At 71.3% G+C, this 23,342-nt stretch carries 25 protein-coding genes and 2 pseudogenes; 7 read left to right on the plus strand and 20 right to left on the minus strand.

Annotation, left to right across the window (positions count from 1 at the left end):
• Window positions 1-110: 110 nt before the first annotated feature.
• Window positions 111-566, minus strand: coding sequence for a tellurite resistance TerB family protein (locus AB0N06_RS15375; RefSeq protein ID WP_030931413.1), 456 nt, complete (start codon window positions 564-566; stop codon window positions 111-113).
• A 163-nt stretch (window positions 567-729) separates the two neighbouring features.
• Here AB0N06_RS15375 and AB0N06_RS15380 point away from each other — a divergent pair, with 163 nt between their 5' ends.
• Together AB0N06_RS15380 and AB0N06_RS15385 are read left to right on the plus strand one after the other, a co-directional pair.
• Window positions 730-1,188, plus strand: coding sequence for a BlaI/MecI/CopY family transcriptional regulator (locus AB0N06_RS15380; protein ID WP_366135177.1), 459 nt, complete (start codon window positions 730-732; stop codon window positions 1,186-1,188).
• A gap of 3 nt (window positions 1,189-1,191) precedes the next feature.
• Complete coding sequence (locus AB0N06_RS15385) at window positions 1,192-2,133, plus strand: M56 family metallopeptidase (RefSeq protein ID WP_366135178.1); 942 nt, start codon at window positions 1,192-1,194, stop codon at window positions 2,131-2,133.
• An 18-nt stretch (window positions 2,134-2,151) separates the two neighbouring features.
• On the opposite strand, the gene AB0N06_RS15390 is transcribed toward AB0N06_RS15385, so the two are convergent.
• From AB0N06_RS15390 to AB0N06_RS15415, 6 genes and pseudogenes are all read right to left on the minus strand, one after another.
• Window positions 2,152-3,390 (minus strand): cation:proton antiporter, encoded by a 1,239-nt coding sequence (locus AB0N06_RS15390; RefSeq protein ID WP_366135179.1) that lies wholly within the window; start codon window positions 3,388-3,390, stop codon window positions 2,152-2,154.
• Window positions 3,391-3,392: 2 nt separating this feature from the next.
• Complete coding sequence (locus tag AB0N06_RS15395) at window positions 3,393-3,863, minus strand: TrkA C-terminal domain-containing protein (RefSeq protein ID WP_358856938.1); 471 nt, start codon at window positions 3,861-3,863, stop codon at window positions 3,393-3,395.
• 232 nt (window positions 3,864-4,095) lie between these two features.
• The gene (locus AB0N06_RS15400) at window positions 4,096-5,556 is read right to left on the minus strand and encodes an SPFH domain-containing protein (protein ID WP_366135180.1); all 1,461 of its coding nucleotides are present in this window, start codon (window positions 5,554-5,556) and stop codon (window positions 4,096-4,098) included.
• A gap of 53 nt (window positions 5,557-5,609) precedes the next feature.
• Window positions 5,610-6,119 carry a hypothetical protein gene (locus AB0N06_RS15405; RefSeq protein ID WP_366135182.1) on the minus strand — a complete coding sequence of 170 codons (510 nt, stop codon included), beginning with the start codon at window positions 6,117-6,119 and terminating at the stop codon, window positions 5,610-5,612.
• Window positions 6,120-6,222: 103 nt separating this feature from the next.
• Window positions 6,223-6,601, minus strand: a pseudogene (locus AB0N06_RS15410) (redoxin domain-containing protein); the annotation flags it as partial.
• Window positions 6,602-6,672: 71 nt separating this feature from the next.
• Window positions 6,673-7,341 carry a TetR/AcrR family transcriptional regulator gene (locus AB0N06_RS15415; protein WP_366135183.1) on the minus strand — a complete coding sequence of 223 codons (669 nt, stop codon included), beginning with the start codon at window positions 7,339-7,341 and terminating at the stop codon, window positions 6,673-6,675.
• Window positions 7,342-7,410: 69 nt separating this feature from the next.
• Between AB0N06_RS15415 and AB0N06_RS15420 the strand changes: the two genes are divergently transcribed.
• Both AB0N06_RS15420 and AB0N06_RS15425 read left to right on the plus strand, forming a co-directional pair.
• On the plus strand, window positions 7,411-8,853 hold the full coding sequence (locus AB0N06_RS15420) for an MFS transporter (protein ID WP_366135184.1): 1,443 nt from the start codon (window positions 7,411-7,413) through the stop codon (window positions 8,851-8,853).
• 124 nt (window positions 8,854-8,977) lie between these two features.
• Window positions 8,978-9,367, plus strand: coding sequence for a hypothetical protein (locus tag AB0N06_RS15425; protein ID WP_366135185.1), 390 nt, complete (start codon window positions 8,978-8,980; stop codon window positions 9,365-9,367).
• A 37-nt stretch (window positions 9,368-9,404) separates the two neighbouring features.
• Here AB0N06_RS15425 and AB0N06_RS15430 read toward each other — a convergent pair whose 3' ends face one another.
• Both AB0N06_RS15430 and AB0N06_RS15435 read right to left on the minus strand, forming a co-directional pair.
• On the minus strand, window positions 9,405-10,253 hold the full coding sequence (locus AB0N06_RS15430; RefSeq protein WP_366135186.1) for a GNAT family N-acetyltransferase: 849 nt from the start codon (window positions 10,251-10,253) through the stop codon (window positions 9,405-9,407).
• A 133-nt stretch (window positions 10,254-10,386) separates the two neighbouring features.
• Window positions 10,387-11,769 carry a hypothetical protein gene (locus AB0N06_RS15435; RefSeq protein ID WP_366135266.1) on the minus strand — a complete coding sequence of 461 codons (1,383 nt, stop codon included), beginning with the start codon at window positions 11,767-11,769 and terminating at the stop codon, window positions 10,387-10,389.
• Window positions 11,770-12,057: 288 nt separating this feature from the next.
• Between AB0N06_RS15435 and AB0N06_RS15440 the strand changes: the two genes are divergently transcribed.
• Window positions 12,058-13,302 (plus strand): molybdopterin-dependent oxidoreductase, encoded by a 1,245-nt coding sequence (locus tag AB0N06_RS15440; protein WP_366135187.1) that lies wholly within the window; start codon window positions 12,058-12,060, stop codon window positions 13,300-13,302.
• A 337-nt stretch (window positions 13,303-13,639) separates the two neighbouring features.
• On the opposite strand, the gene AB0N06_RS15445 is transcribed toward AB0N06_RS15440, so the two are convergent.
• The 8 genes from AB0N06_RS15445 to AB0N06_RS15480 all read right to left on the minus strand — a co-directional run bounded on the left by AB0N06_RS15445 (window position 13,640) and on the right by AB0N06_RS15480 (window position 20,230).
• Window positions 13,640-14,479: a methyltransferase domain-containing protein gene (locus tag AB0N06_RS15445; RefSeq protein ID WP_366135188.1), complete on the minus strand. Its 840-nt coding sequence runs from the start codon at window positions 14,477-14,479 to the stop codon at window positions 13,640-13,642.
• Window positions 14,476-15,123 (minus strand): DUF2064 domain-containing protein, encoded by a 648-nt coding sequence (locus AB0N06_RS15450; RefSeq protein ID WP_366135189.1) that lies wholly within the window; start codon window positions 15,121-15,123, stop codon window positions 14,476-14,478. Before AB0N06_RS15450 ends, AB0N06_RS15445 begins: the two co-directional genes overlap by 4 nt.
• On the minus strand, window positions 15,120-15,854 hold the full coding sequence (locus AB0N06_RS15455; RefSeq protein WP_366135190.1) for a glycosyltransferase family 2 protein: 735 nt from the start codon (window positions 15,852-15,854) through the stop codon (window positions 15,120-15,122). Before AB0N06_RS15455 ends, AB0N06_RS15450 begins: the two co-directional genes overlap by 4 nt.
• A 250-nt stretch (window positions 15,855-16,104) precedes the next feature.
• Complete coding sequence (locus tag AB0N06_RS15460; protein ID WP_366135191.1) at window positions 16,105-17,166, minus strand: NAD-dependent epimerase/dehydratase family protein; 1,062 nt, start codon at window positions 17,164-17,166, stop codon at window positions 16,105-16,107.
• Window positions 17,167-17,280: 114 nt separating this feature from the next.
• Entirely contained in the window at window positions 17,281-17,886 is a 606-nt protein-coding gene (locus AB0N06_RS15465; RefSeq protein ID WP_366135192.1) for a hypothetical protein, read from the minus strand.
• A complete protein-coding gene (locus AB0N06_RS15470) occupies window positions 17,883-19,139 on the minus strand; it encodes an MAB_1171c family putative transporter (RefSeq protein ID WP_366135193.1) in 1,257 nt (418 codons plus the stop codon). The genes AB0N06_RS15465 and AB0N06_RS15470 overlap by 4 nt, the downstream gene beginning before the upstream one ends.
• 35 nt (window positions 19,140-19,174) lie before the next feature.
• Window positions 19,175-19,747, minus strand: coding sequence for a toxin (locus tag AB0N06_RS15475; RefSeq protein ID WP_366135194.1), 573 nt, complete (start codon window positions 19,745-19,747; stop codon window positions 19,175-19,177).
• Between the two features lie 6 nt (window positions 19,748-19,753).
• A complete protein-coding gene (locus AB0N06_RS15480) occupies window positions 19,754-20,230 on the minus strand; it encodes a hypothetical protein (RefSeq protein WP_366135195.1) in 477 nt (158 codons plus the stop codon).
• Between the two features lie 399 nt (window positions 20,231-20,629).
• Here AB0N06_RS15480 and AB0N06_RS15485 point away from each other — a divergent pair.
• Window positions 20,630-20,823: pseudogene (locus AB0N06_RS15485) on the plus strand (MerR family transcriptional regulator); the annotation flags it as partial.
• 325 nt (window positions 20,824-21,148) lie between these two features.
• Window positions 21,149-21,352 carry a cold-shock protein gene (locus AB0N06_RS15490; protein WP_358856957.1) on the plus strand — a complete coding sequence of 68 codons (204 nt, stop codon included), beginning with the start codon at window positions 21,149-21,151 and terminating at the stop codon, window positions 21,350-21,352.
• A 384-nt stretch (window positions 21,353-21,736) separates the two neighbouring features.
• Here the strand turns inward: AB0N06_RS15490 and crcB are convergent, their stop codons facing one another.
• Genes crcB through AB0N06_RS15505 form a run of 3 tightly spaced genes read right to left on the minus strand, consistent with a single transcriptional unit; the run spans window position 21,737 to window position 22,964 of the window.
• Window positions 21,737-22,111, minus strand: coding sequence for a fluoride efflux transporter CrcB (gene crcB / locus AB0N06_RS15495; RefSeq protein WP_366135196.1), 375 nt, complete (start codon window positions 22,109-22,111; stop codon window positions 21,737-21,739).
• Window positions 22,108-22,473: a DUF190 domain-containing protein gene (locus AB0N06_RS15500; protein ID WP_366135197.1), complete on the minus strand. Its 366-nt coding sequence runs from the start codon at window positions 22,471-22,473 to the stop codon at window positions 22,108-22,110. Before AB0N06_RS15500 ends, crcB begins: the two co-directional genes overlap by 4 nt.
• Entirely contained in the window at window positions 22,470-22,964 is a 495-nt protein-coding gene (locus AB0N06_RS15505; protein WP_366135198.1) for a CrcB family protein, read from the minus strand. The genes AB0N06_RS15500 and AB0N06_RS15505 overlap by 4 nt, the downstream gene beginning before the upstream one ends.
• Window positions 22,965-23,342 lie beyond the last annotated feature (378 nt).

Below are 23,342 nucleotides of genomic sequence, written 5' to 3' on the forward strand. Positions count from 1 at the left end.
GCTCGCCCCGATACGCCCAGTATCGGGGCGACCCTCCGCCTTGCGATCGCACGCACCAGACGCCGCCCGGCCCGCCCTACGGGCGGACGACGCCACTTTCGAAACACGCCCTAGAGGTCGAACTCGTGCGGCGGAAGGTCGAGTGCGAAGCACGCCTCCCGGACGACGGCCTGCTCCGACTTGTCGAAGTCGCCGTCGGCGCCGCCGATGACGATGCCGATCTGGATGACGGCACGCGCCTCAGCCGGCTTCTTCTTCGCCTTGCCGATCTCCTGGAGCACGCTGACCTTGCCGAAGGCGAAGTCGGCGGTGAGCTTGTTCACGTACTCGTTGAAACGTCGCTGCAGGTCGTCCGCGGGGAAGTTCTGGAGCACCTCGTTGGAGGCGATGAGCGAGGCGACGCGCTGGCGCTCGGACGGGTCGATGGAACCGTCGGCGGCGGCGACCAGGGCGCACATGGCCATGCTCGCGTCGCGGAACGCACCGCTCTTCAGGTCGTTCTTCTTCGCCTCGAGCTGCGACTGCATCGTCGTCGCGGATTCCTTGATCCGATCCCACAGTGCCATGACGTCTCCATACGTTGCTTGCGTTGCGTTGCCGGAACGAGATCCAACTCTACAGACGTGTAGAAGTTAGCAGGATGTCGCCCGCTGCGTCCGGGAACCGGCCTTCAGTACGATGCTGCGACGCCGTGGCCGACGCGGCATCGCACGAAGGGCAGTCACCACGATGGACACGGCCGGGGCCAGCCACCGCCCTCACAACGAACTGTCCGACGACAACGTGCCCCCGGCGGGCCCCGCCTCCGACGGCCGACGCCCCCGCAAGCGCGGACAGGGCGAGCTGGAGGCCCAGGTCCTCGCCGTTCTGCGCTCGGCGAACGGCGCCGCGACGGCGGGCTGGGTGCAGGAACACATCGACGGCGACCTCGCGTACACCACCGTCATCACGATCCTGTCCCGTCTGTACGAGAAGAAGTACGTGACCCGTGCCCGCCAGGGCCGCTCCTACACCTGGACGTCCGCCTCCGACGAGGCCGGTCTCGCCGCGCTGCGGATGCGTCGGGTCCTGGACGGCGAACGGGACCGCGAGGCCGTACTCGCCCGGTTCGTCTCGGCGCTGTCCCCGGGCGACGAGGAACGCCTGCGCGCGCTGCTGGCGCAGACGACGGAGAAGGACGAGGGCTGACCCATGGGCGTCTTCGTCTACCTGCCCCTCGTGCTGCCGCTGACCGCGCTGCCGATCGCGCGCCTCGCCGAACAGCATCTGCACCCGCGCAGTGCCACCCGCCTGCTGGCGGCCGTCGGCACGACGCTCGCCCTGTGCAGCACGGTGTGCCTGGCGCTGCTGATGGTGGTGGGCACGGCCCAACTCCCCGGCAACCCGCTGCCGGACGGCTGGTCGGACCCCGAGGTGCGTGCGGCGGTGCCGTACGAGGAGAAGGCGGGCATCGTCGCGATCGGGGTGCTGGCGGCGGTGGTGGTGGCCTGCGGGTCGGCAGTCCACCGCCACGTATGCCAACGCATCCGCGCCACACGGGCCCTGCAGTCCCTCCCGGAGCAGCCGTCCGCGGTCGCCGTGCTGCCGGACCCGAAGCCGTACGCGTACGCACTTCCCGGCGCCCCCGGCCGGGTGGTGGTGTCGACGGCGATGATGGAGTGCCTGACCGCCCGCGAACGCCGGGCGCTCGTCGCCCACGAGCAGGCCCATCTGGCCGCCCGTCACCACCGCTACCTCCTGGCCACCCAACTTGCCGCGCGCGCCAACCCGTTCCTGCTGCCGCTGCGTACGGCGGTGGCGTACAGCACGGAACGGTGGGCGGACGAGGAGGCGGCGCGGGCGATCGGTGACCGGCGGGCGGTGGCGGGCGCGGTCGGCAAGGCGGCGCTGTTCGCGCACCGTTCGCCCACCGCCCCGCCCGCGTTCGCCGCGTTCGCGGCGGTGGGCCCGATACCGCGCCGGGTCGCAGCGCTCCTGGAGCCGGTCCCGCCGACCCGGCTGTGGCCCCCGTCGTCCGCGCATGTCACCTTGGCGGGACTGGTGGCCACCGTCGGAACGACGGTGTCGGCGCTGTCGTCGCTGAACGCGACGGTGACGCTGGTGCGGATCCTGCACGAGGCGACCCCGCTCTGAGGTTCGGACCGACCGGTCTCAGTCGGCGGCCGCGGCGTGCTCGACGACAGGCATCTCCGTGCGGGCGACAGGCACACTGCCCCCGGACGCACCGCCCCCGCCGTCCCGCCACGTCCGGATCCTGGCCACGACGGGCTGGGTCCAACGGGCGGTGAGCGGACCGATGATGACGAGAATCAGGACGTACGCGGTGGCGATCGGCCCGATACGGGGCTCGGTCGCCACGGCCAGACCGGCGATGACGATGGAGAACTCGCCGCGCGCGACCAGCGTCCCGCCGGCCCGCCACCGCCCGCCCGACCCGATCCCGGCGCGCCGGGCGGCGTACCACCCGGTGCCGATCTTGGTGAAGACGGTGACGACGGCCAGCAGCAGCGCGGGCAGCAGCACGGGCGGAATGTCGGACGGATCGGTGGAGAGACCGAAGAACACGAAGAAGACGGCGGCGAACAGATCGCGCAACGGTGTCAGCAGCTTGCGGGCCCCTTCCGCGACCTCCCCCGAGAGCGCGATCCCGACGAGAAACGCCCCCACGGCCGCGGACACCTGCAACTGCTGTGCCACGCCGGCCACCAGGACGGTCAGCCCGAGCACGACGAGGAGCAGCATCTCCGGATTGTCGGAGGAGACGGCCCGGCTGATGAGCCGGCCGTGCCGCAGCGCCACGTAGAGAACCAGACCGACGGTACCGAGGGCGATCAGCAGGGCGATGCTGCCCCCGGCCAGACCGGCACCGGCCACCATCGCGGTGAGCAGCGGCAGATAGACGGCCATCGACAGGTCCTCGATGACGAGAACCCCGAGAATGACGGGCGTCTCCCGGTTTCCCAGCCGCCCCAGATCGGTGAGTACCTTCGCGATGACGCCGGACGACGAAATCCAGGTGACCCCGGCCAGTGCGACGGCTCCCACGGGTCCCCACCCGAGCAGCAGCGCAGCCACCGCGCCGGGCGTCGCATTGAGCACGAAGTCGACGGCCCCGGACGGGTATTGCGTCTTCAGGCTGGTCACCAGCTCGGACGCGCTGTACTCCAGCCCCAGCAGGAGCAGCAGCAGAATGACGCCGATCTCGGCGCCGACGGCGGTGAACTCCTCACTGGCCCCGAGGGGCAGCAGCCCCCCGTCCCCGAACGCCAGCCCTGCCAGCAGGTAGAGCGGAATCGGCGAAAGCCCTATCCGCCCGGCGAACCGTCCGATGATCCCGAGCCCCAGTATGACGGAGCCGAGCTCCACCAGCAGTGCGGTCGTGTCGTGCACGGTCAGCCCTCCGCGATGATCTCGGAGAGCGCGTCGACACCCTCACGCGTTCCGACGACGACCAGCGTGTCCCCGATGGCCAGCCGGAAGTCCGGCCCGGGCGACGGATGCGCACTGTGCGTCCGCAGCACGGCCACGATCGACGCCCCGGTCCGCGTCCGGGCCCGGGTGTCCCCGAGCAGCCGGCCCCCGTACGGGGAGCGCGACCCGAGCGGTATGTGCTCGGTGACGAGATCGATGCCCTCGGTCCGTACGGCGTCGATGGGCGCGGCGTCGATGAGGTGGGCGAGTCCGGTCGCCTCCCGTGGAGTCAGGGCCACGGAGAGCTGACAGGAATCGGGATCGTCGCGCTCGTAGAACCCGATGAACCGGCGCCCGTCGTGGTGGACGACGACGGAGATGTGCTGTCCCGACTCGGTGATGTAGTCGTACTGCACACCGACTCCGGGCAGCGTGGTCCGGTGGGTTCCCATGGCTTCCTCCCGATACGCGCGGCGACAGGGCGACGCACTTGGTGATCTCTTTAACCTTCCATTACCTTAACCGGAGGTTTCCGCCGCTTGGTGTCCGCGCGCACGGAGACCCTGCTCACCTGCGGATACGGCGTGATCGGTGCGCCGCCCCCGGGAGGCGGCCGAGGTCCGGACACAGCCGTGCCCGGCGGTCCGCTGCTCACCGCCGGGCACATGGGGATCGGGAACGGCGTCAGTCGGTGATCTCGATCTTGCCGTTGGCCGATGCCGATGCCGATGCCTCGGCCGGGGCCTGCGCCGTGATCTGCGCCGCAGCGTCCGAAGTCGACCCGCTCTTCAGGTTCTTCAGCAGTGCCGCCAGGTCGACGCCCGTCGTGGCGGTGAGCAGCTCCATGCCCTGCGCGACGTTGTCCGCGACCGTGCGCGACAGCTGGCTCGCGCCGTCCGTCGAGATGACCGTCATCTTGTCGACGGCGCTCAGCGGTTCGGCCGCCTTGGCGACGACGTGCGGCAGTACCTCGACCAGCATCTGGAGCACCGCCGCATCGCCGTACTGGGCGAACGCGTCCGCCTTCTTCCGCATGGCCTCGGCCTCGGCCGCGCCCTTCGCGGCGATGGCGGCGGCTTCCGCCTCGCCCTCGATGCGGACGGCGTCGGCGAGCGCCGAGCGGTGGAGCTTCTCGCCCTGACCGGTGAGGCGGGAGCGCTCCGCGTCCGCCTCGGCCTCCTTGACCTGGGCGATGCGGCGGGCCTCGGCCTCCTGCTCGGCCCGGTAGCGGGCGGCGTCGGCGGGCTTGCGGACCTTGGTGTCGAGCTCGCGGTCGGTCAGGGCCGCCTGACGCTGGGCGACCTTCTCCTGCTCCTCCAGGACTTCCTGCTGGCGGGCAGCCTCGGCGAGCGGGCCGGCGGCGTTGGCCTTGGCCGCCGCCGCTTCCGTCTCGGCCTTGATCTCGGCCTGCTTGAGGTAGAACGTCCGCTCGGCGATGGCGATTTCCTCGGCGGCCTTCAGGCGGGCCTGCTCGGACGCGCGCTTGGCGATCGCCTCGGCGATGTCCGCCTCCTGCTTGGCGCGGGCGGCCTCGGGGCGGCCGAGGTCTTCGAGGTAGGAGCCCTCGGTGGTGATGTCCTGGATCTGGAAGGCGTCCAGGATCAGGCCCTGGCCGGAGAGGCTGGCCTCGGCCTCCTCGGCTACCTGGCCGGCGAACGCGGCGCGGTCGCGGATGATGTCCTCGACCGACATCCGGCCGACGATGGCGCGCAGCGCGCCGGAGAGCACCTCCTGGGTGAAGCCGACGATGCCGTCCTGCTGCTGCAGGAACCGCTGGGCGGCGGCCCGGATCGCGTCCTCGTTGCCCCCGACCTTGACGATCGCGACGCCTTCGAGGTGGGACTTCACGCCGCGCAGGGTGACAGCTCCGCGCACGGCGACCGGGATGTGCCGGCTGGAGAGGTCCAGGGTGAACTTCTGCTGCACGAACGGGACGACGAAGACGCCGCCGCCGACGACGACCTTCTGACCGCTGTTGTCGATGCTGGTGCGTCCGGTCACCGGGTCGGTCGACTTCTTGCCGCGCCGGCCGGTGATGATGAAGGCCTCGCTGGGCCCGGCGACCTTGTAGCGGGTGATTACCACGAGGCCGAGGAGTACGAGGAGTACGACGACTCCGACGACGGCGGTCACAACTGGGCTCATAAGGGGTCCCCCCTGCCTCCCGATCGGGGACGGCAGTTCGGTTCAGTGGGTGGTCAGCGCTCGACGGGGCGGACCGCGACCGAGGTGGTCGAGAGTGCGGCCTCCACCCAGATCTCGGTGCCGCGTTCGACCGGCGCCGGGCTCTTCGCCGCGAGTTTCACGGGCTGGCCCGCGAGCCGCAGCAGGACCTCGCCGTAGCCGTCGGCCGGGATGGCCGTGACGACGGACCCGGACGTGCCGACGAGATCGTCGCCCCGCGGTGTGGCGGCGGTCTGATCGCGCATCAGGGCGCGGCTGAACTTCCAGGTCAGCCAGGCCGCGACCAGTCCGGCGACCAGTCCGGCCGCGGTCGCGGCGACCGTACCGGCACCGGTGGTGCCGAGCACGATCGCGCCGCCGAAGCCGAGCATCGAGAGGAATCCGGCAATGACGGGGAGGGACAGGAGGCCGTCGAAGAGCCCGTCGAGTACGCCCCCGAAGAGCCCTTCGAGGATTCCGTCGAAGATCAGGGAGAGGGCGAGGAGCACGATCCCCGCAATGCCCAGGCCGAGAAACAGGGTCATGTGATCACTTTCCCGATCTGCGAAATCCTCCGAAGTTCCGTCGAACTGGCTGGATGATGCCATACATGCTTGCGCCGTGACATTGCCGAGGTCCGGCAATCTTTTACTTGTTCTTGATGCCGGAGATGTGGTCGGCGAGCGTGTCCAGCGACTGGAAGGCGGCCCCGAGGACCGCGACATGCTTCCACCGCAGCACGCCGTCCGTCCCGATCGGGAACACGGCGCGGCGCGCCCCGATCCCGGGTGCCGTGATCCCGTAACGCGGGCGACCTCCCGTCCGGTGTCCGCGAGCAGCGGCATCCGCAGACCGTACGTGCGGGCGAACGACTCGTGACTGTCCACACCCTGTGGACTGATTACCCAGACCTCCGCGTCGAGACCGGTGAAGGTCTCCATGCCGGAGGGGTACGCGCAGAGCTGTTTGGTGCAGACGGCCGTGTTGTCGCCGGGGTGAAGAAGGCGAGGACGACGATACGGCCGCGGTGGCCTCGCACGGAGGGGACCATCCGCTGTGCGTGCTCATCGACGCGCTGAACCGAGACAGCGGGGGCGTTCAGCCGGTGGGCCCCGCCGGGGCGTAGTGGCCCAGGAACATGTCGACGCCGCTGGTGATCAGGCGGTCCGTGACCGGGTCGTCGATGGCCGTACCGTACGAGCTGAAGACCAGGTGCGGAAAGACCAGCAGCGCGTACAGCTGGATGATCGCCGTCTCCAGGTCCGGGATGGTCAGGCGGCCCCGGTCGGCGAGGGTGCGCAGGGCGTCGGCGACGGCGGGGTGGTGGCCCTCGGGGCCGTGGCCCTGCCAGGCGTTCGCCAGCTCCGGGAAGCGGTGCAGTTCGGCGGCGACGAGATTGCGCAGGGCGATGACGTCGGCGTTGTCGCGGACGGCGGACACCCAGGTGCGGGCCGCCTCGACGAAGGCGGTGCGCAGGTCGTCGGCGTCGGCGAGTCCGGCCAGTGCGGCGGCCGAAGGGCCGCCCAGGGGCTCGTCCAGTGCGCCCGCGATGACGGCCGTGAACAGTGCTTCCTTGCTGCCGAAGTGGTTGTAGACGGTCACCTTCGACACGCCCGCCTCGGCGGCGATGGCGTCCATCCCGACGCCGAACCCCTCCCGCAGGAACGCCTCACGGGCGGCCTTGACGATGGCTCGCCGCTTGGCCTCGGCGCGCGGTCCACCGGGGGGCTGTTTGGCGTTCCCCCGGTGACTGCTCTGCATGGTCATGGGGCAAGGCTAACAGTCAGCTGAACTGAACAGTTGAGTTCATGTGAACTGATCCGTACAGTTCAGTTCATGAGTCCGCATGAGACGCACGTACAGCATCCGGCCACACATCAGGCCGGGCATCCGCCCGCCCACCCGCGTCGCTGGGCGACGCTCGCCCTTGTCTGCGTCGCGCAGTTCATGCTCGTCCTCGACGTCACCGTCGTGAACGTCGCACTGCCCGACATGGCCGCCGACCTGCACCTCGGCCGCACCGCCCTGACGTGGGTCGTCACCGCCTACACCCTCTGCTTCGGCGGGCTGATGCTGCTCGGCGGCCGGCTCGCCGACGCCCTCGGCGCGCGCCGTACCCTCCTTGCGGGGCTGGCTCTCTTCACCGTCGCCTCGCTGGGCACCGGGCTCGCCGACGGCGCCCCGGTGCTGGTCGGGGGCCGGATCGCCCAAGGAGTGGGGGCGGCGCTGCTGTCGCCCGCCGCCCTGTCCCTCGTCACCACCTCGTTCCACGGCGCGGAGCGCAACAAGGCGCTCGGGGTGTGGGCGGCGATCGGCGGGACCGGGTCGGCGATCGGGGTACTGCTCGGCGGTGCGCTGACCGGCGGCCCCGGGTGGCAGTGGGTCTTCTACATCAATGTGCCCATCGGGATCGCCCTGCTCGCCGCCGTACCCGCCCTCGTCCCGGCGCGCGCTCCCCAGCCCTCCGCCCGGCTCGATCTGCCCGGAGCGCTGCTGGTCACGGCCGGGACCGGAGCGCTCATTTACGGACTGGTCGAGGCGGGGGACGCCGGGTGGGGATCGGCCGCCGTCCTCGTGCCGGTCGCGGGGGCCGTGCTCCTGTACGGGGCGTTCGCGGGCGTCGAACGGGCGGCCGAACATCCGCTGATGGATCTGCGGATGTTCACCCGGCGGCCGGTGCTCGCGGGCGCGTTCCTGATGCTGGTCGCGACGGCGCTGCTGATCGCCTTCTTCTTCCTCGGATCGGTCTATCTGCAGCATGCGCGAGGGTTCACCCCGATGCGGACCGGGCTGGTGTTCCTGCCGGTGGCCGTCGCGGTCGGGTTCGGCGCGCATCTGGGGTCGCGGCTGGTCGGGACGGCCGGCAGCCGCGGGACAGCGGTCGCCGGGATGGTGATCGCCGCCGCCGGTTCCGTACCGCTGACCCGGCTGGGAGCGGACAGCAGCGTGTACGGGGCGCTGCTGCCCGGTCTCTCCGTCGCCGCGCTGGGGCTCGGCGCGGTCTTCGTCACCGCGACCACGACAGCGCTGGGCATGGTCGGGCACCACGAGGCGGGGCTCGCGTCCGGGGTGGTCAACACGTTCCACGAGGTGGGCGGCGCGATCGGAGTGGCGGTCGTCTCCACGGTCGCGGCAGCCGGGATCGAAGGCGGTGCGGTGGGCGGGTTCGCCGACGCGTTCACGGTCTGCGCGGCGGCGGCCGGGGCCGGTGCGGTCGTCGCGGTCGGCCTCGTGCCGCGGGGGAAGCCGGAGACGACGGGCGGGCCGCACGTGCACTGAAGCTGCTGTGCGGAAGCGGGGCGGAGGACGACATCGCGGTGCTTGCCTCGCGGAGACGGCCCCGGGCGCGGAAGGAGAGGGAGTAGCAGCCGCGTTGTCAGTGGGTGCTGCGAGGATCGCCGTCATGGAGACCACGGAGCCGTTGCTGCTCATCGATGTCGAAGCCGCCGTCCGCGCCGGTTGGGGTGCCGACACGACCACGCCCGACCACCGGCCGCACTGGACTGCGGCCAACCCTGCCCGGGACCAGTGCGGGGTCACCGCCCTGGTGCTCAACGACCTGCTGGGCGGCGAGCTGATCCGCGGCGAGGTCCGGGTCGACGGTGAGCGCACCGACTTCCACTGGTGGAACCGGCTGGGCATGGGCGTGGAGATCGACCTCACGCGGGAGCAGTTCGGGCCGGAGGAGATCGTCACCGGTGGCACGGTGATACCCCGGCCGGCGGAGATCGTACGGCTGCGCGAGGAGTACGAGCTGCTCCGCGGCCGGGTGCTGGACCGGCTCGGGCGGTAGGGGGCGGACAGGGGGCGGCGGTCAAGGCATCCGCCGGTCAGCCGAGTTCCAGGCTGGTGATGCCGAACAGCCCGGTGTGGTCGACGTCCGGTGTCGGACCCGTGTACATGCGGGCTGTCTCGAACGACGGGGTGAGACCCAGCTGTTCGGCGAGCCGGACCGCCGCCGGATTGATGTCGGGTACGTCGACGGCGATCTCCGTCTCCGGTGCAGTGGCCGAGAGAGCGCTCACCAGGGCGGCGGCCACCTCGGGCGACGTGGCGTGCAGCGGGCCGATGCGTGACGACGTTCGGCACGGGCGCAGCACGGCGAAGCCCTGCACCTCCCCGTTGGCCACGGCGGCGCGAGCGGTGCGCATGGGGGCGGCGACCCACGGGGCGAGAAAGCTGTCGCGCTCGGCGGGGAAGAAGCGGCGGTCGAAGGCGGCCAGCCGGTCGAAGGGGAGCGACCGGGCGTCGACGAGGGAGACACCGGGCGGTGCGGTGATGTCCATCGGAGGCAGCCCCTCCCAGCGCATGGTCGTCCACGCCGGACGGAACCCGGATTTACGGTAGTTGGACTGCTGGGCGACGACGCCGTCGAGTCCGATGTTGCGCCCGGCGAGCCGGTCCATTCCGGCGCGCCAGACCTGGATCCCGTAACCCCGGCCGCGCAGCTCCGGACGGGTGAGATAGAAGCCCAGGAAGCCGAAGCCGGAGCCGTAACGGATGACGGAGACGGAGGAGACGGGTTCGCCGTCGAGTCTGCCGATCAGGAAGCCGCGCGGGTCGGTGGCGAAGAAGGCGTGGCTGTCGGTGCGGCCCGGGTTCCAGCCCTCGGCGTGGGCCCACTCACCCAGCATGTCGATGTCGGCGGCGCTTGCGGTGGTGATCTCGAATGTCGGCACGGGGCAACCCGTACCCCGTGCGTGATCGGTTCAACGCGCTTCCCGAACTTACGGCCTCCCCCGCGGTAGGGAGTGGGCTCCCGACGCCCTGCGACTCCGCTCGCTGATCCACTCCCTACCGCGGGGGAGGCCGTCACCACCCGGTCCAGAGCAAGTGGTTGACGAGCAGGGCGACGACCGCCTGCGCCGTCAGCCAGCCGCGGCGGGCGGACGGGGGGAGCAGTGCGGCGGCGGGCAGCAGCCAGAGGACGAACGGCTGCCAGATGCGTTCCGTCTCGGCCTTGCTCATTCCGGACAGATCCGCGACGAGGAGGGCGAGGAGCGCGGCCAGGGCGAGGAGGCTCAGCCGCTGCGGTGCGGAGGTGGCGCCGGTGCGGACGGCGCGGACGGCGGACGGGGCACCGGCTGCGGCCCGGCGGAGACCGGCGACGGTGGCGAGACCGGCGGCGATCGTGGTGGCCGCGAGGTTCGCCCAGACCCAGTAGGCGTACGGCCGGATCCCACCCGCTCCCTGGTAGTAGCGCTCGACCAACAGCCGGTACCCCTCCCACCAGTTGAAGCCCACCAGGGTGAACGCGACCGGCACGACGAGCGCTCCGAGCAGGAGAAGCGGAAGGGGGCGTGCGGTGCGGGCGAGGAGCAGGACGGCGAGGAGCAGGAGCGCGATGAGCGTCAGGCCGTACGAGAGATAGCAGGTCAGGCCGTAGAGGAGGCCGGAGGCGAGGGCGGCCGCGGCGGCGCGGCCCGGCCGGGTCCGGCGGGTTGCGGCCAGGACGAGCAGGGCGATCGACCACGCGGCGACCGCGGCGAACCAGGCGTCAGCCGAGGCGCCGGTCCAGACCGCCATCGGTGCGAGGACGAGGAACGGGGCGGCGCGGCGGGCGAGGCGCTCGTCGGCGAGGGCGCGCACCGTGATCAGGGCGGCGACGACGGCGGAGCCGCCGAGCACGATGCACCAGACACCGGCCCAGCCCCCGCCGCCCAGCCCGATCCGGTCGAGCAGCACGAAGGTGAGCGTGGCGCCCGGCGGATGACCGGCGACATGGGCGGGCCAGTTACCCGGGGGGCCGACCAGGATGTGCGTGTTGAATCCGCGCAACGCTGCGCCGATGTCGTCGAAACGACTGATGACCTGCAGGTATTCATGCTTCGTGGTGAGCCGGTCGGCGATGCCCCGCCCCCAGCCGTCGATCATCGCCAAGGAGAAGATCCAGCCGAGGGAGGCCGCCCACGCGGTCGCGAGCAGACCCCGCCAGGGCAGCCGGCCGGCGAGGACCGGCCCGTACGCGATGACGGCCGCGGCGACGATCACAGCGGCCGGGGTGCCGGGGCCGGTGTGCGGGTACCAGGACGCCAGCAGGGGCGGCCAGTGGACGAAGAGGCTGCCGTCGGCGTCCTGGATCGCCCGGCCGACCAGCACGGCGGCGGTGACCAGCAGGACACCGGTGGCGGCGGCGATCAGGTCGAGGGGTCGGCCGGTGGCCCGCCGGCCGGCGGTGCGCTGCTCGCGTTTCACGTGCTCCTCGGTCTTCACACAGGCACGCTATGCAGGGCGGGGCGATGACGGGCGGTGCCACCGGGGCGCGTCATCGATCTGTCAGATCTTGGCCCGGTTGGCGGTCAACGGGAGTGACGTCGGAGTTTCGTCAGGAGTCGTACGCGCTGCGGCCCGAGACCTCGGGCTTAGCGTCGGGACATGGGCGACAGTCGTCACAACAGAGCGTTCCGGTTTTCGTTCCGCTTCGGTGGGGCGGGCCGTGCCGGGCCATCGGATGACGGACCGTCCGCGCGGCGGGCCCCGGCCGTGCTCGAACGGCTCCGGACCACGGATCGGCTGCCCTCCTCCCCCGGGTTCTGGCGCAGCCCCGTGCGCAGCGTCCGGTTCACGGCGGTGCTCGGGCTCGTCCTCCTCGTCGGGCTGACGCTGGTGTTCGTGACGGGGCTGCTGTCGTACGCCGCGTACAACCCGGATCTTGCGGCGGTCAACGACAAGACGCCGGGCAAGGGACTGCTGGGGTTCTACCTGTTCGCCTGGCCGACCGGACCGCACTGGCTGTACCGGCTGACGCAGGGGCTGCACGTCACGGGCGGCATCGTGCTCGTACCGGTACTGCTGGCGAAGCTGTGGTCGGTGATCCCGAAGCTCTTCGCGCTGCCGCCGGTCCGGTCGGTGGGGCACGCCCTGGAACGCGTGTCGTTGCTGCTGCTCGTCGGCGGGGCGCTGTTCGAGTTCATCACCGGGCTGGTCAACATCCAGGTGTTCTACGTGTTCCCGGGGTCGTTCTACACGCTCCACTTCTACGGGGCGTGGGTGTTCTTCGCCGGGTTCGTCGCCCACGTCGGGGTGAAGCTCCCACGGGCCGTACGGGTGCTGCGCAGCGGTGAACTGCGCGGTGAAACCGATGAGCTGGCGTCCCCTGCCCCCGATGCGCCGACCATCTCCCGGCGCGGCGCCTTCGCCATGGTGGGCGCCGGGTCGCTCCTCCTGCTGATCACCTCGGTGGGCCGGAGCTTCGACGTGCTGCGCGGCACCGCACTCCTCACCCCGCGCGGGGTCGCCGACCCCGGGACGGGGCCCAACGGCTTCCAGATCAACAAGACGGCCGCGTCCGTCCGGATCGTCCCGGCCGACACGGGTGAACGGTGGCGGCTGACCGTCAGCGGACCCGCCGGGGATCTCGTGTTCACCCGGGAACAGCTCCTGGCCATGGATCAGTACAGCGCCGCGTTGCCGATCGCGTGCGTGGAGGGCTGGTCGACCGTGGACCAGTGGTGGCGCGGGGTGCGGCTGCGGGATCTGGCGGCGCTCGCCGGGTATCCGGACCGGCCGCCGGGGGTGTTCGTGGAGTCCGTGCAGCGCAGCGGGCCGTTCCGGAAGGCCGCGCTCCGCGACAACCAGGTGCGCGACCCGCGCTCGCTGCTGGCACTGGAGGTCAACGGCGAGACGCTGTCGCCGGACCACGGGTACCCGGCGCGGATCATCGTCCCGGCCGCGCCCGGCGTGCTCAACACCAAATGGGTGACTCGGCTGACGTTCGGAGAGCTGTGATGCGGAAGACGAACGGCCCGCGGTCCGCGGCGGTCTTCAGGCGCTGGTACGGGGAAGGGCCGCTGCATCTCCTGCTCCTGGCCGCCACCTTCGCCCTCGCGGGCTACGCGGTTGTGCGGCTGCTGGAGGGGGACACGTTCGGTGTCGCGGTGTGGCTCGTCGGCTCCGCGCTGGTGCACGACCTCGTGCTGCTGCCGGTGTACGCGACGGCGGACCGCGGCGTACGCGCGGTTCTGGGGCCGGGCTCAGGGCTGGTCAACTTCGTCCGCGTGCCCGCCTTTCTCTCCGGGCTGCTCCTGCTGATGTGGTTCCCGCTGATCAGCAGGAAGGCGACCCACTACAAGCCGGCGAGCGGGCTCTCCCCCGATGTGTTCCTCGGGAACTGGCTGCTGATCACGGCGGTGTTGTTCGCGGTGTCGGCGTTCTGGCTGGGCGTCCGGACCCTCCGGGTGCGGCGCAGGGCGATGAAGGGGCGGCCGTCCGACACCCACTGATCGACGGTCCGCCAGGCGTTCGGCTGCGTGTGCCGGAGCAGGGCCGGGGTGCCGAGCCGGGCCCAGGGAAACAGCGCGCCCCTGGTGGCGGCCCGGTCCTCCTCACCGGTCCCTTCCGGCGCGAGGCGACCGTCGTACAACCGGACCTGGACCCGTTCGTCGATGTCCAGCGGCGACGTCTCCGCGATGAGGAGCCCGCCGGGGGCGAGGAGGTCCGCGGTGCGCAGCAGGAGACCGTGCGGGTCGCCGCCGATGCCGATGTTGCCGTCGATCAGCAGCACGGTGCCCCAACGGCCCTCACCGGGAAGCGGGTCGAAGACGGAACGGTGCAGCGCCGAGCCGCCGATCCGGAGCGTGTGGGCGACAGCGGCGGCGCTGACGTCGATGCCGAGTGCACGGTGGCCGCGGGAGGCCAGTTCCGCGACGAGGCGGCCGGGACCGCACCCGATGTCGAGGACCGGCCCTTCGCAGCGGCGCAGCGCCGACAGGTCGGCGGCGTCGGCCTCCGCACACCAGCGCTCGACGTCCAGGGGCAGCAGCCAGCCGTCCGTACGGCGGAGGAAGAGCGGACCGTGGCCGTTGCGCAGCGCGTCGGTGTAGGGGTCGGTGGACCACGGCGCGAGGTCCTCTCTTTCGGAACCTGCCGTGCTCGTGGCGGAGCGGTCCGGAACCGTACTGCTCATCGGGCCGCCGCCGCGGTCAGCCGGGCCAGCACCGAGGCGAACTCCCCGTGCGGTGCCGCGGCGGCGACGTGCGCGGCGTCCGCCGCTGTGTCCACGTCCCGCAGCCGCGGCAGATCGCGCACGGTCAGTCCGGCGTCGACGAGACGCCGCCGCTGGACCGCACCGGTCTGCGGGACGGACATGGGCACGCCGCGCACCAGGTCCGGGTCGGGGGCGGCCAGGCCGAGTGCCCAGAAGCCGCCGTCGTCGGCGGGGCCGAACCAGGCGTCGCAGTCGTCCCAGGCGTCCGGGGAGAGCGCGGGCGCCAGTTGGGCGGCGGAGATCTGCGGGGTGTCCATGCCGATGAGCAGGGCCGGACCGGTACAGCCGGCGAACGCCGCCGCGAGCCGCTCGTCGAGTCCGCCGGAGCTCTGCGCCACCACCTCGACGCCCGTCGGCAGCCAGGGCCCCGGCCGCCCGTCCAGCACGAGTACGTGCCGCCGGGCGGGCAGCGAGAGCATCGTGCGCAGCGTGTCCCGGAGCGCCGCCTCGGCGAGCTGTGCGGCCTCGGCGGGCGTGAACGGCGGGGTGAGCCGGGTTTTGACCAGTCCCGGCAGTGGTTCCTTGGCGATGACGAGGAGGGCGGTCGGGCCGGACACGCTCATCGGGACGCCCCCTGACGGGCCGTCCCCGCGCTCGTCCGTTCCGGCGGCCTGTGCAGGACCGCGCGCATGTCCCGTACCGCATGCCAGGTCCCCCGCCAGGTGCCGGTCACCTTGGACCTGCCCGTGCGCGGCAGGTACGGGACATCGGTCTCGGCGACCCGCAGCCCGGCGTCCGACGCACGCACCACCATCTCCAGCGGGTAGCCGCTGCGCCGGTCGGTGAGCTCCAGTGCCAGCAGGTCCGCCCGGCGCCCCGCCCGCATCGGGCCGAGGTCGTGCAGGCGCAGTCCCGTCCGGCGGCGCAGCATCCGGGCCAGCGCCAGATTCCCGGCGCGGGCGTGCAGCGGCCACGCGCCACGGCCCTCGGGGCGGCGGCGCCCCAGCAGCAGATCGGTCTCGCCGTCGGCGATCCGGCGTACGAAGCCGGGCAGCAGACCCGGGTCGAGGGAACCGTCGCAGTCGCAGAAGCAGACGAACTCCGCTTCGGCGGCGAGCAGTCCGGCATGGCACGCGGCGCCGAAGCCGCGTCGCGGCTCATGTACGACGGTCGCCCCGAGTGAGCGGGCGAGCTCCGCGGATCCGTCGGTGGAGCCGTTGTCGACGACGACGGCGCGCCAGCCGTCCGGGATACGGCCCAGCACCCGGGGCAGCGCGGCGGCCTCGTCCAGACAGGGGAGGATCACGTCGGCGTGGGGGGAGCGGGCGGGGTAGGAGTCGGTCACCTCGCTCACACTACGGAGCAAAAACCGGCATTTCGGGCTTCAGGCTTCTTACGGAAGACGGACGTCGACCCTTCGGCGGACCGCCGACTGCCCGACCCGGGGCCGGGATGCCGAGGTGACCGTATGGAGAACATCCCGGACACCCCGGGTTCCGGCCCCGCCCCGGCGGACCGCGCGGCCATGTTCTCGTCGTCGACGATCCGACGGTCGCCGAGGTGGCCGCCGGCTGACCGGGCGGGCCGTCCGGAGCGGCCGTCGGTCAGCCGGTGGTGACCGCCGCCCTCAACGCCGCACCGGCGAACTCCTTCATCCCCTCCGCGAAACCCACCTCCGGGCGCCAGCCCAGTTCCTCCCTCAACCGCCGCGAGTCCGCCGTCACATGGCGTACGTCTCCGAGCCGGTACCCGCCGGTGATCTCCGGTGCCGGACCGCCGTGCGCGGACGCCAGCGCCGTCGCCATCTCGCCGATCGTGTGCGGGTCCCCGCTCCCCGTGTTGTACGCGGCGAAACTTCCCACCCCGCGTCCCCCCACGGCCTCCAGGGCCACCGCGTTCGCGACCGCCACATCGCGTACATGGACGAAGTCCCGCCGCTGACCGCCGTCCTCGAATACCTGCGGCGCCTCGCCCCGCTCCAGCGAGGAGCGGAAGAAGGAGGCGACCCCGGCGTACGGGGTGTCGCGCGGCATCCCCGGACCGTACACGTTGTGGTAGCGCAGGGACACCGCCCGGCCGCCCGTCGCCCGGGCCCACGCGGCGGCCAGATGTTCCTGGGCGAGCTTCGTCGCCGCGTACACATTGCGCGGGTCGGTGGGCGCGTCCTCGCCCACCAGCCCCGGCGTCAGCTCTGCCCCGCAGTCCGGGCAGCGCGGCTCGAACCGGCCCGCCGCCAGATCGTCCACAGCCCGCGGCCCGGGCCGGACCCGCCCGTGCCGGGGACAGTCGTACCGCCCCTCGCCGTAGACGACCATCGAACCGGCGAGCACCAGATTCCGCACACCGGCCGCGGCCATCTCCGCCAGCAGGGCGGCGGTCCCGAGATCGTTGCAGCCGACGTACTCCGGGGCGTCCGCGAAGTCCTTGCCCAGACCGACCATCGCGGCCTGATGGCAGACCGCGTCGACGCCCCGCAGGGCGTCGGCCACCGCCGCCCGGTTCCGGACATCGGCAACGATCAGCCCGTCCCGGCCGCCTCCGGCGCCCACGCCGTGCGCCGACTCCAGCAGCGCGTCGAACACCACCACCTCGTGCCTCCGCGCCGCCAGCGCCCCGGCGATGTGTCCCCCGATGAAACCGGCTCCGCCGGTGAGCAGTACACGCATGTCCGTCACGCTAAGGGCTGTCCCGTCATCCCTGGTGGATCAGCGCGCGGCGTCAGATGCGGTGCATCGCAAGGCGCAGGAGCGTCCTCATACTGCGGCGGAACCGAGTGGCCGTCAGACGAGCAGGAACGCGGTCGCGGTCCCCGCACCCAGCGCCGAGCCCGCCACCGTCTGGGCGACGCTGTGGTACCCGAGCGCCACCCGTGACCAGCACACGGCGACCGTCATCGCATACGCGAGCAGCCACCACGGCGAGTGGACCGCGGCCAGCAGCGCGACGACCGCCGAGGCGACCGACGCGTCCACCGAGATCTTCCAGACGGTGTTGACGGCCAGCAGCACGACCGTCATCGCCCACAGCGCCAGCATCGCCACCAGGATCCCGGTGGGCGCGTGGCCGAGGACCATGACGACCGAGCCTGCGCCGATCGAGCCGAGGATGACGAGGAAGATCGGTGCTCGCTTCGTACGGTCGACCACATGCCGGTCGCCCCAGGTGCCGCGCCCCCGCTCCCACTCGATGTATGCGGCCGGGAGGATCCCCGCGCACAGGGCCCCGAGCAGGCCCCACAGCAGACCGGTCCAGTGGCCGGCGGCGGCCGACCCGATGGCGAGCATGCCGGTCAGCAGAAGGTTGCGAGGCTGCAGCACGTCCGTGACCACGCGTGCGGTCGAGGCCGGCCTCGGGCCGGAGCCGGTGGCCGAATCGGTGGTCGTCATGCCGTCCTCTCCATGGCCGCCGAAGCCGCCAGTACGTCCCGGGCCCGGTCCTCGGTGACGGTGCGGTAGGCCGTCGCCACCTGCACCAGCCACGCCACCTCACCGTCCTGATCGGTGGCGTGCTGGGTGCCGACCGCCGCGGCGCTGCCGGCGGGAGCACCGGTGTTCATCGCGGTGAGGGCGGCCTTGATCCAGTACGCGTCGGCGAGCGGACCGGCCTTCGCGGGGGCAGCGGCGTCGGCCGCGGCAGCTGCCGCGGTGGTCGGGAGCAGGCTGTCCGGCACGTAGTGCCGCAGTTTCTCGACCGCGTCCGCGATATCGGCGGCCCACCGGTCGATCCGGAGATCCGCGGGGGTGTCGAACCGGGTCAGCTCGCGGCGGAGCGAGGCCGGGGGCTCGAACGGCTGGTCGGGGAACGCCGTCATCAACTCGTACCAGAGTGCGTGCAGTCGGGTCTGGGCCCGCCACAGCTTTGCCCGGCGCCGCCCCTTGCTGAGGGCGGGGACGGAAGCGCCGACCGCGAAGAACGCGAACAGCACGACCTGCGCGGCCTCGGTGACCTTGTCGAACTCCAGCGCGAAGGCGGCACTCGGCTGGTCGACGACGCTGACCCACAGGAAAAGGGTGCGGCTGACCGTGTAGGCGACCCCGATGAACATCGCGAACGTCATCATCGCGAGCCCCACCCGCAGATGGCGAAGCCCGGCACCGGCGGTGGCCAGCGCCCACTGGTAGGCGCAGACCGCGGACGCGGCGCCGAGGTAGAGGTAGAACACGCTCATGTACAGCGTGGCGCCCCACTGGCCCGCATGGTCGGCGACGAAGCGGTCCGACGGCACGGAACGGTCGACGACGGTGAAGAAGAGCACCGTCAGCAGGATCAGCGTGGCGACGGACGCCTTGGCCGCCACCTGCTGGACCGCCCGGGCGAACCGGACGTGCCGCGGGACGTCACCGGCGTCGGGGTACTGGCCGTAGATGGCGACGATGTAGCTGAGGATCGCCAGGATCGCGATCGTCGCCGTGTAGTGCTTGATCAGAACCGAGAGGTCGGTGACCGGGCTGTTGTTGAGCCCGATCCGCACCACCTCGGTCTTGGTCCACAGGGCGGCGGCGAATCCGGCGTAGCAGCCCCACAGCGCGCGGCGACGCTTGTCCTCCTCGTCGCCCCACAGGGCTGCCGGCATGCGCCACACGGCGACAGCCGTCATCAGGACGGCTATGAGATAGCCGGCGAGGTCGAGCGGGGTCACGGGGGGATTCCTCTGGGTGGGAGAAGGGGACGGGGTCACGTACGGCGGAACAGCCCTCGGCGGCGGTGCGCGACCGGGCGCGACAGCGAATTGGCGAGGCGTCCCACCATGTCGTCGCTGGTCACGTCCCTGGCCATCCGGGGGATGAGCGAGGCGCCGAACTCGGCGATCCGCTCGTCGTGCGTGTCGTACTGGGCGCGGGCCTGGACGGTGGAGTCGCCCGCGCGCAGCGCGTCGGCGACGCCGGAGTCCACGACCCGGGAGATCAGGGACGTGTCGAAGACGGGCAGCAGCCGCTGGAGCTGGTCCGCGTCGAGCGAGGTGCCGTGGTCGAACCACTCGTGGCACAGCTCGTGCAGGATGACGTGCTGGGTCTGGTACGCGGTCGGGCGCCGCCGGTAGAGCACGAAGCTGGTCGAGCCGGAGGCGAGCCGCAGACCGCAGGCGGCATTGACGCGCGCCAGCCGGTCGGGCATTTCGTGCAGCACGATGGTGCGGCCGCGGGCCGCCTCCATGTTGGCCACCAGGCCGGCGATCGAGAACGGTGCCGGGATGGGGAGGTCGGCCAGTCCGGCCTCGCACTCCTTCCGCAGCTTGCGCAGGGACACGGCGGCCTACTGCGCCGAGGGGCCGTCGGCGGCGGAACCGCTGCCTTCGCCGTCGGCGGGGGTGCCGGGCCGGTTCTTCGCGTCCTCCAGGAGCGAGAGCGCGAACTGCAGGAGTTCCGGCGGCAGACCGTCGTCGGCCAGGCCGCGTCCGGCGAGCCCGCTGATCTCCCCGGTACGCCGCTTCGCGAGGAACCGCAGCCCGGCGACGACGTCGTCGACGACCTCGGACTCCTCCTTGAAGAAGCGCCAGTCGACGCCGAAGCCCAGTCCGAGGGCCTTGAGGATGTCCTCGGACGGCTGGGTGACCTTCCCGGCGAGGATGTTGGAAAAGTAGCTGTGCGACAGCGAGCCGCCCCGTTCCCTGACCAGGTCCGCGAAGACCCGCCCCGAGATCTTCTGGCCGGGGAAGGTCTCCGCCACCATGTATTCGACCTTCTGCTGCAGCGTCCGCAGCTCCGGCGCGCGCTCTTCGCCGTTGTCCATCGGGGCCCCCACGTTCACGTCCGCCTGCACGCGCGCCCCTGAGACGCTGCGCTTGCCTGGATCCGGTCGGCGGGCTCGTACTGTAACCAACCGGGATGAGGGGTCCGCGGCGTGGGGAGGCGGGCGAGACATAGCGGAACATCCTGCTCCGCTGTCAGGAGTGGGCTTGCGTAAACACTCTACGTCACTGTTAACTCGAAAAAACATGGGCAAGGGACCACGAGGGGAGTCCCTTGCCCGTGAAGTCGTCGTGCGCCCGTGTGTCCGCGGGCCCGGCCACGCGTTCGGGCCCGCAACGAGTTGTAGCCCTTCACGACGGGGGATGCGTGAAGGGCTACCCATACAGTATGACCATTGATCACTCCTCCCATCAACTGACCAGCCGATCAGTGTCCACCGCCCTTGCGGTCCGAGGGCGGCCACCGCCGCTACTCCCGCTACCGATTGCGCATTACCGCCCGTGCCCGCGAGCTCGTCGACGGCGGCACGCCGATCGAGGCCGCCTGTCGCATCGTCGTTCCGGAGGGCCGGCTCGAGGAGGTCTGCGCCTCGATGCGGAGCCGCGCCGGCCGGTGGCGGGTTCGAGGTCCTGAGGCCAGGTCCCCACGCCGGGGCTCCGTGCAGGGAGCACATATCTGTTGTCGCAAGCACAGAATGTTATGCAATGCGCGATGAGGGTTTATGGCATGCCGCGCGGAGTGTAATTACACGCCGCGCGTGGTCGCTTGCATCGTGCTACGGTGGATCCTAGTTGCGGTTGTGGTTCCCGAAAATCCAAGTGCTCTTGTCGCCGCAATTGGCTGATGAGTGCGCCTTTGTAATTCCGGCATCATCATTCCGGACGGGGTAATCATTGCGGCGACGCGGGACCGGCACAGTGCGAGGTCCCCGGGCACTGCCCCAGAAGGAGAGAAAGACATGGCTACTGGCACCGTCAAGTGGTTCAACGCGGAAAAGGGCTTCGGCTTCATCGAGCAGGACGGCGGCGGCCCAGACGTCTTCGCCCACTACTCGAACATCGCCGCGAGTGGCTACCGTGAGCTGCAGGAGGGCCAGAAGGTGACCTTCGACGTCACGCAGGGCCAGAAGGGCCCGCAGGCGGAGAACATCACCCCCGTGTGATCCTGCAGATGCTCCAGCGTCTGACGCGCTGAGACGCACGTGCGCAGCTGGGACCCGCACCTTCGGGTGCGGGTCCCAGCTCGTTGCTTTTCCGGGCCCGCACCTGTGCGCCGGCCCCGTCCCCGTGACGGACACGATTCACCATCGACCGTGTCGGACACGGCTCACTTTTCGCAGCCGGGCTTCTTCCGTGCATTTCATCGGCCCGTTCTTGCGATTCCTGCACCACTTCACTGCCGTGCGAAATTCCTCGATACGTCATATCGAGGAAGAGTTCTCTTTGAACCGCTCAACGCGCACGAACGACTGTTATTCCGGCAACCGCATGTCGCCGGTCGGGCGACGGCACACCCGTTTGGCGTACACGGGAAGAATGATTGCGGGTCACTGCCAGAGCGCCTCGGCGACCGCGACCCCGGCGAACACCGCGCCCAGCGCCGCCACCACGCTCGCTACGACATTGGCCGCCGCGTAGAACTTCGCTCCGTCCTCGGCCAGCCGTAGCGTCTCGTAACCGAACGTCGAATACGTCGTCAGCGCCCCGCACAGCCCCGTACCGACGAACAGCTGCACCTGCGACGAGGCGGCACCGGCCGCCACCGCGCCGGTCAGCAGCCCCAGCAGCAGGGATCCCGCCACGTTCACCGCGAACGTCCCCCACGGGAAGACCGTGTCGTGCCGGGCCTGGACCGCACGGTCGGTCAGATAGCGGAGCGGGGCGCCGATCGCGGCGCCGACGATCACCAGCAGCCAGGTCACCGGCCCTCCTCGCGGTCGCGGGGGCGGACGATCTCGCACGCGTCGAGGACGACGACGCCGTCCCTGGTCAGTTCGTCGATGAGCGGCAGGAACGCGCGGATCCGGTCCTCGGTGTCCACGATCACGACCGCCACCGGCAGGTCCTCGCTCAGCGACAGCAGTCGCTGGGTGTGGATCCGCGACGAGGCGCCGAACCCCTCGATGCCACGGAACGCACTCGCACCCGCCAGCCCGGCGCGGTGCGCCCGGTGCACGATCTCCGTATAGACGGGGCGGTGGTGCCAGACGTCGGACTCCCCGACCAGGACCGTCAGGCGCAGCCCCCGCTCGGCCGCCCCGGCCGGCTCCGACTCCCTCGTCATGGCTGCCTCCACGCCAGCACACGGCGGGTCACCCACACCGCACTCCACACCGCGGCGAGCGCCGCCAGCAGGGTCAGCCCGAGATACGCGATGCCGGTACGGGCCCGGCCGCCGTCCACCAGCCGTTCGATGTCCGCGGCGTACGTGGAGAACGTGGTGAACCCGCCCAGCACCCCCGTGCCGAAGAACGGGCGCACCAGCCGGTGCGCCGCCCATACGTCGCTGATCAGGACCATGAACACGCCGATCACCGTGCACCCGAGGGCATTCACGACCAGTGTCGTCCACGGGAAGCCGCCCGGCGGGGTGCTCCAGATCAGCGACGCCCCGTAACGGGCGGTCGCTCCGGCGGCGCCGCCGAGGGCGATGACGCCGAGGACGGGCCACTGCCCGCCCGGCTGCCGGCTGCGCTGCCCGGGTGCGGGCGCGACACGCCGGGTGCCGTCGGGACCGTCCGTCACGAGTGTCGTTCGGGGCCGCTGGGCTCCCATGGGCGCATGTCTCCTACCTGCTGGGTGCCCGGACACGAGCACGTTCCACCGCAAGTAGGGACCGTTGGCGGCACTGCTGCCGCGGTTCGGGTACGGCGGGCCCCACCGCCGCGCAGCAACCGTCACCAGTCCCTGCTCGCACCAGATTATCGCCCGGCCGAACGCTCCGCCCGCCGCGCTCAAAGTGACCGGATTCTGCGGGTGGTTGATGGCACGACTCCGTTTCGGTGACGGAAGAGGTCCATAGGGATCCGGGGCTCCGGCCGGCAGCGGCCCCAAGGTGTCGCGAAGGAGGGAGGGAAATAGGGAAATCCGGAGAATACTGTTTAGCCCATGTGCCGGTCGGTCTTAGGAGTACGGGGTGGGTGCTAGGCTCGC

This window comes from Streptomyces sp. NPDC051020 (assembly GCF_040683105.1).
GTDB lineage: Bacteria > Actinomycetota > Actinomycetes > Streptomycetales > Streptomycetaceae > Streptomyces.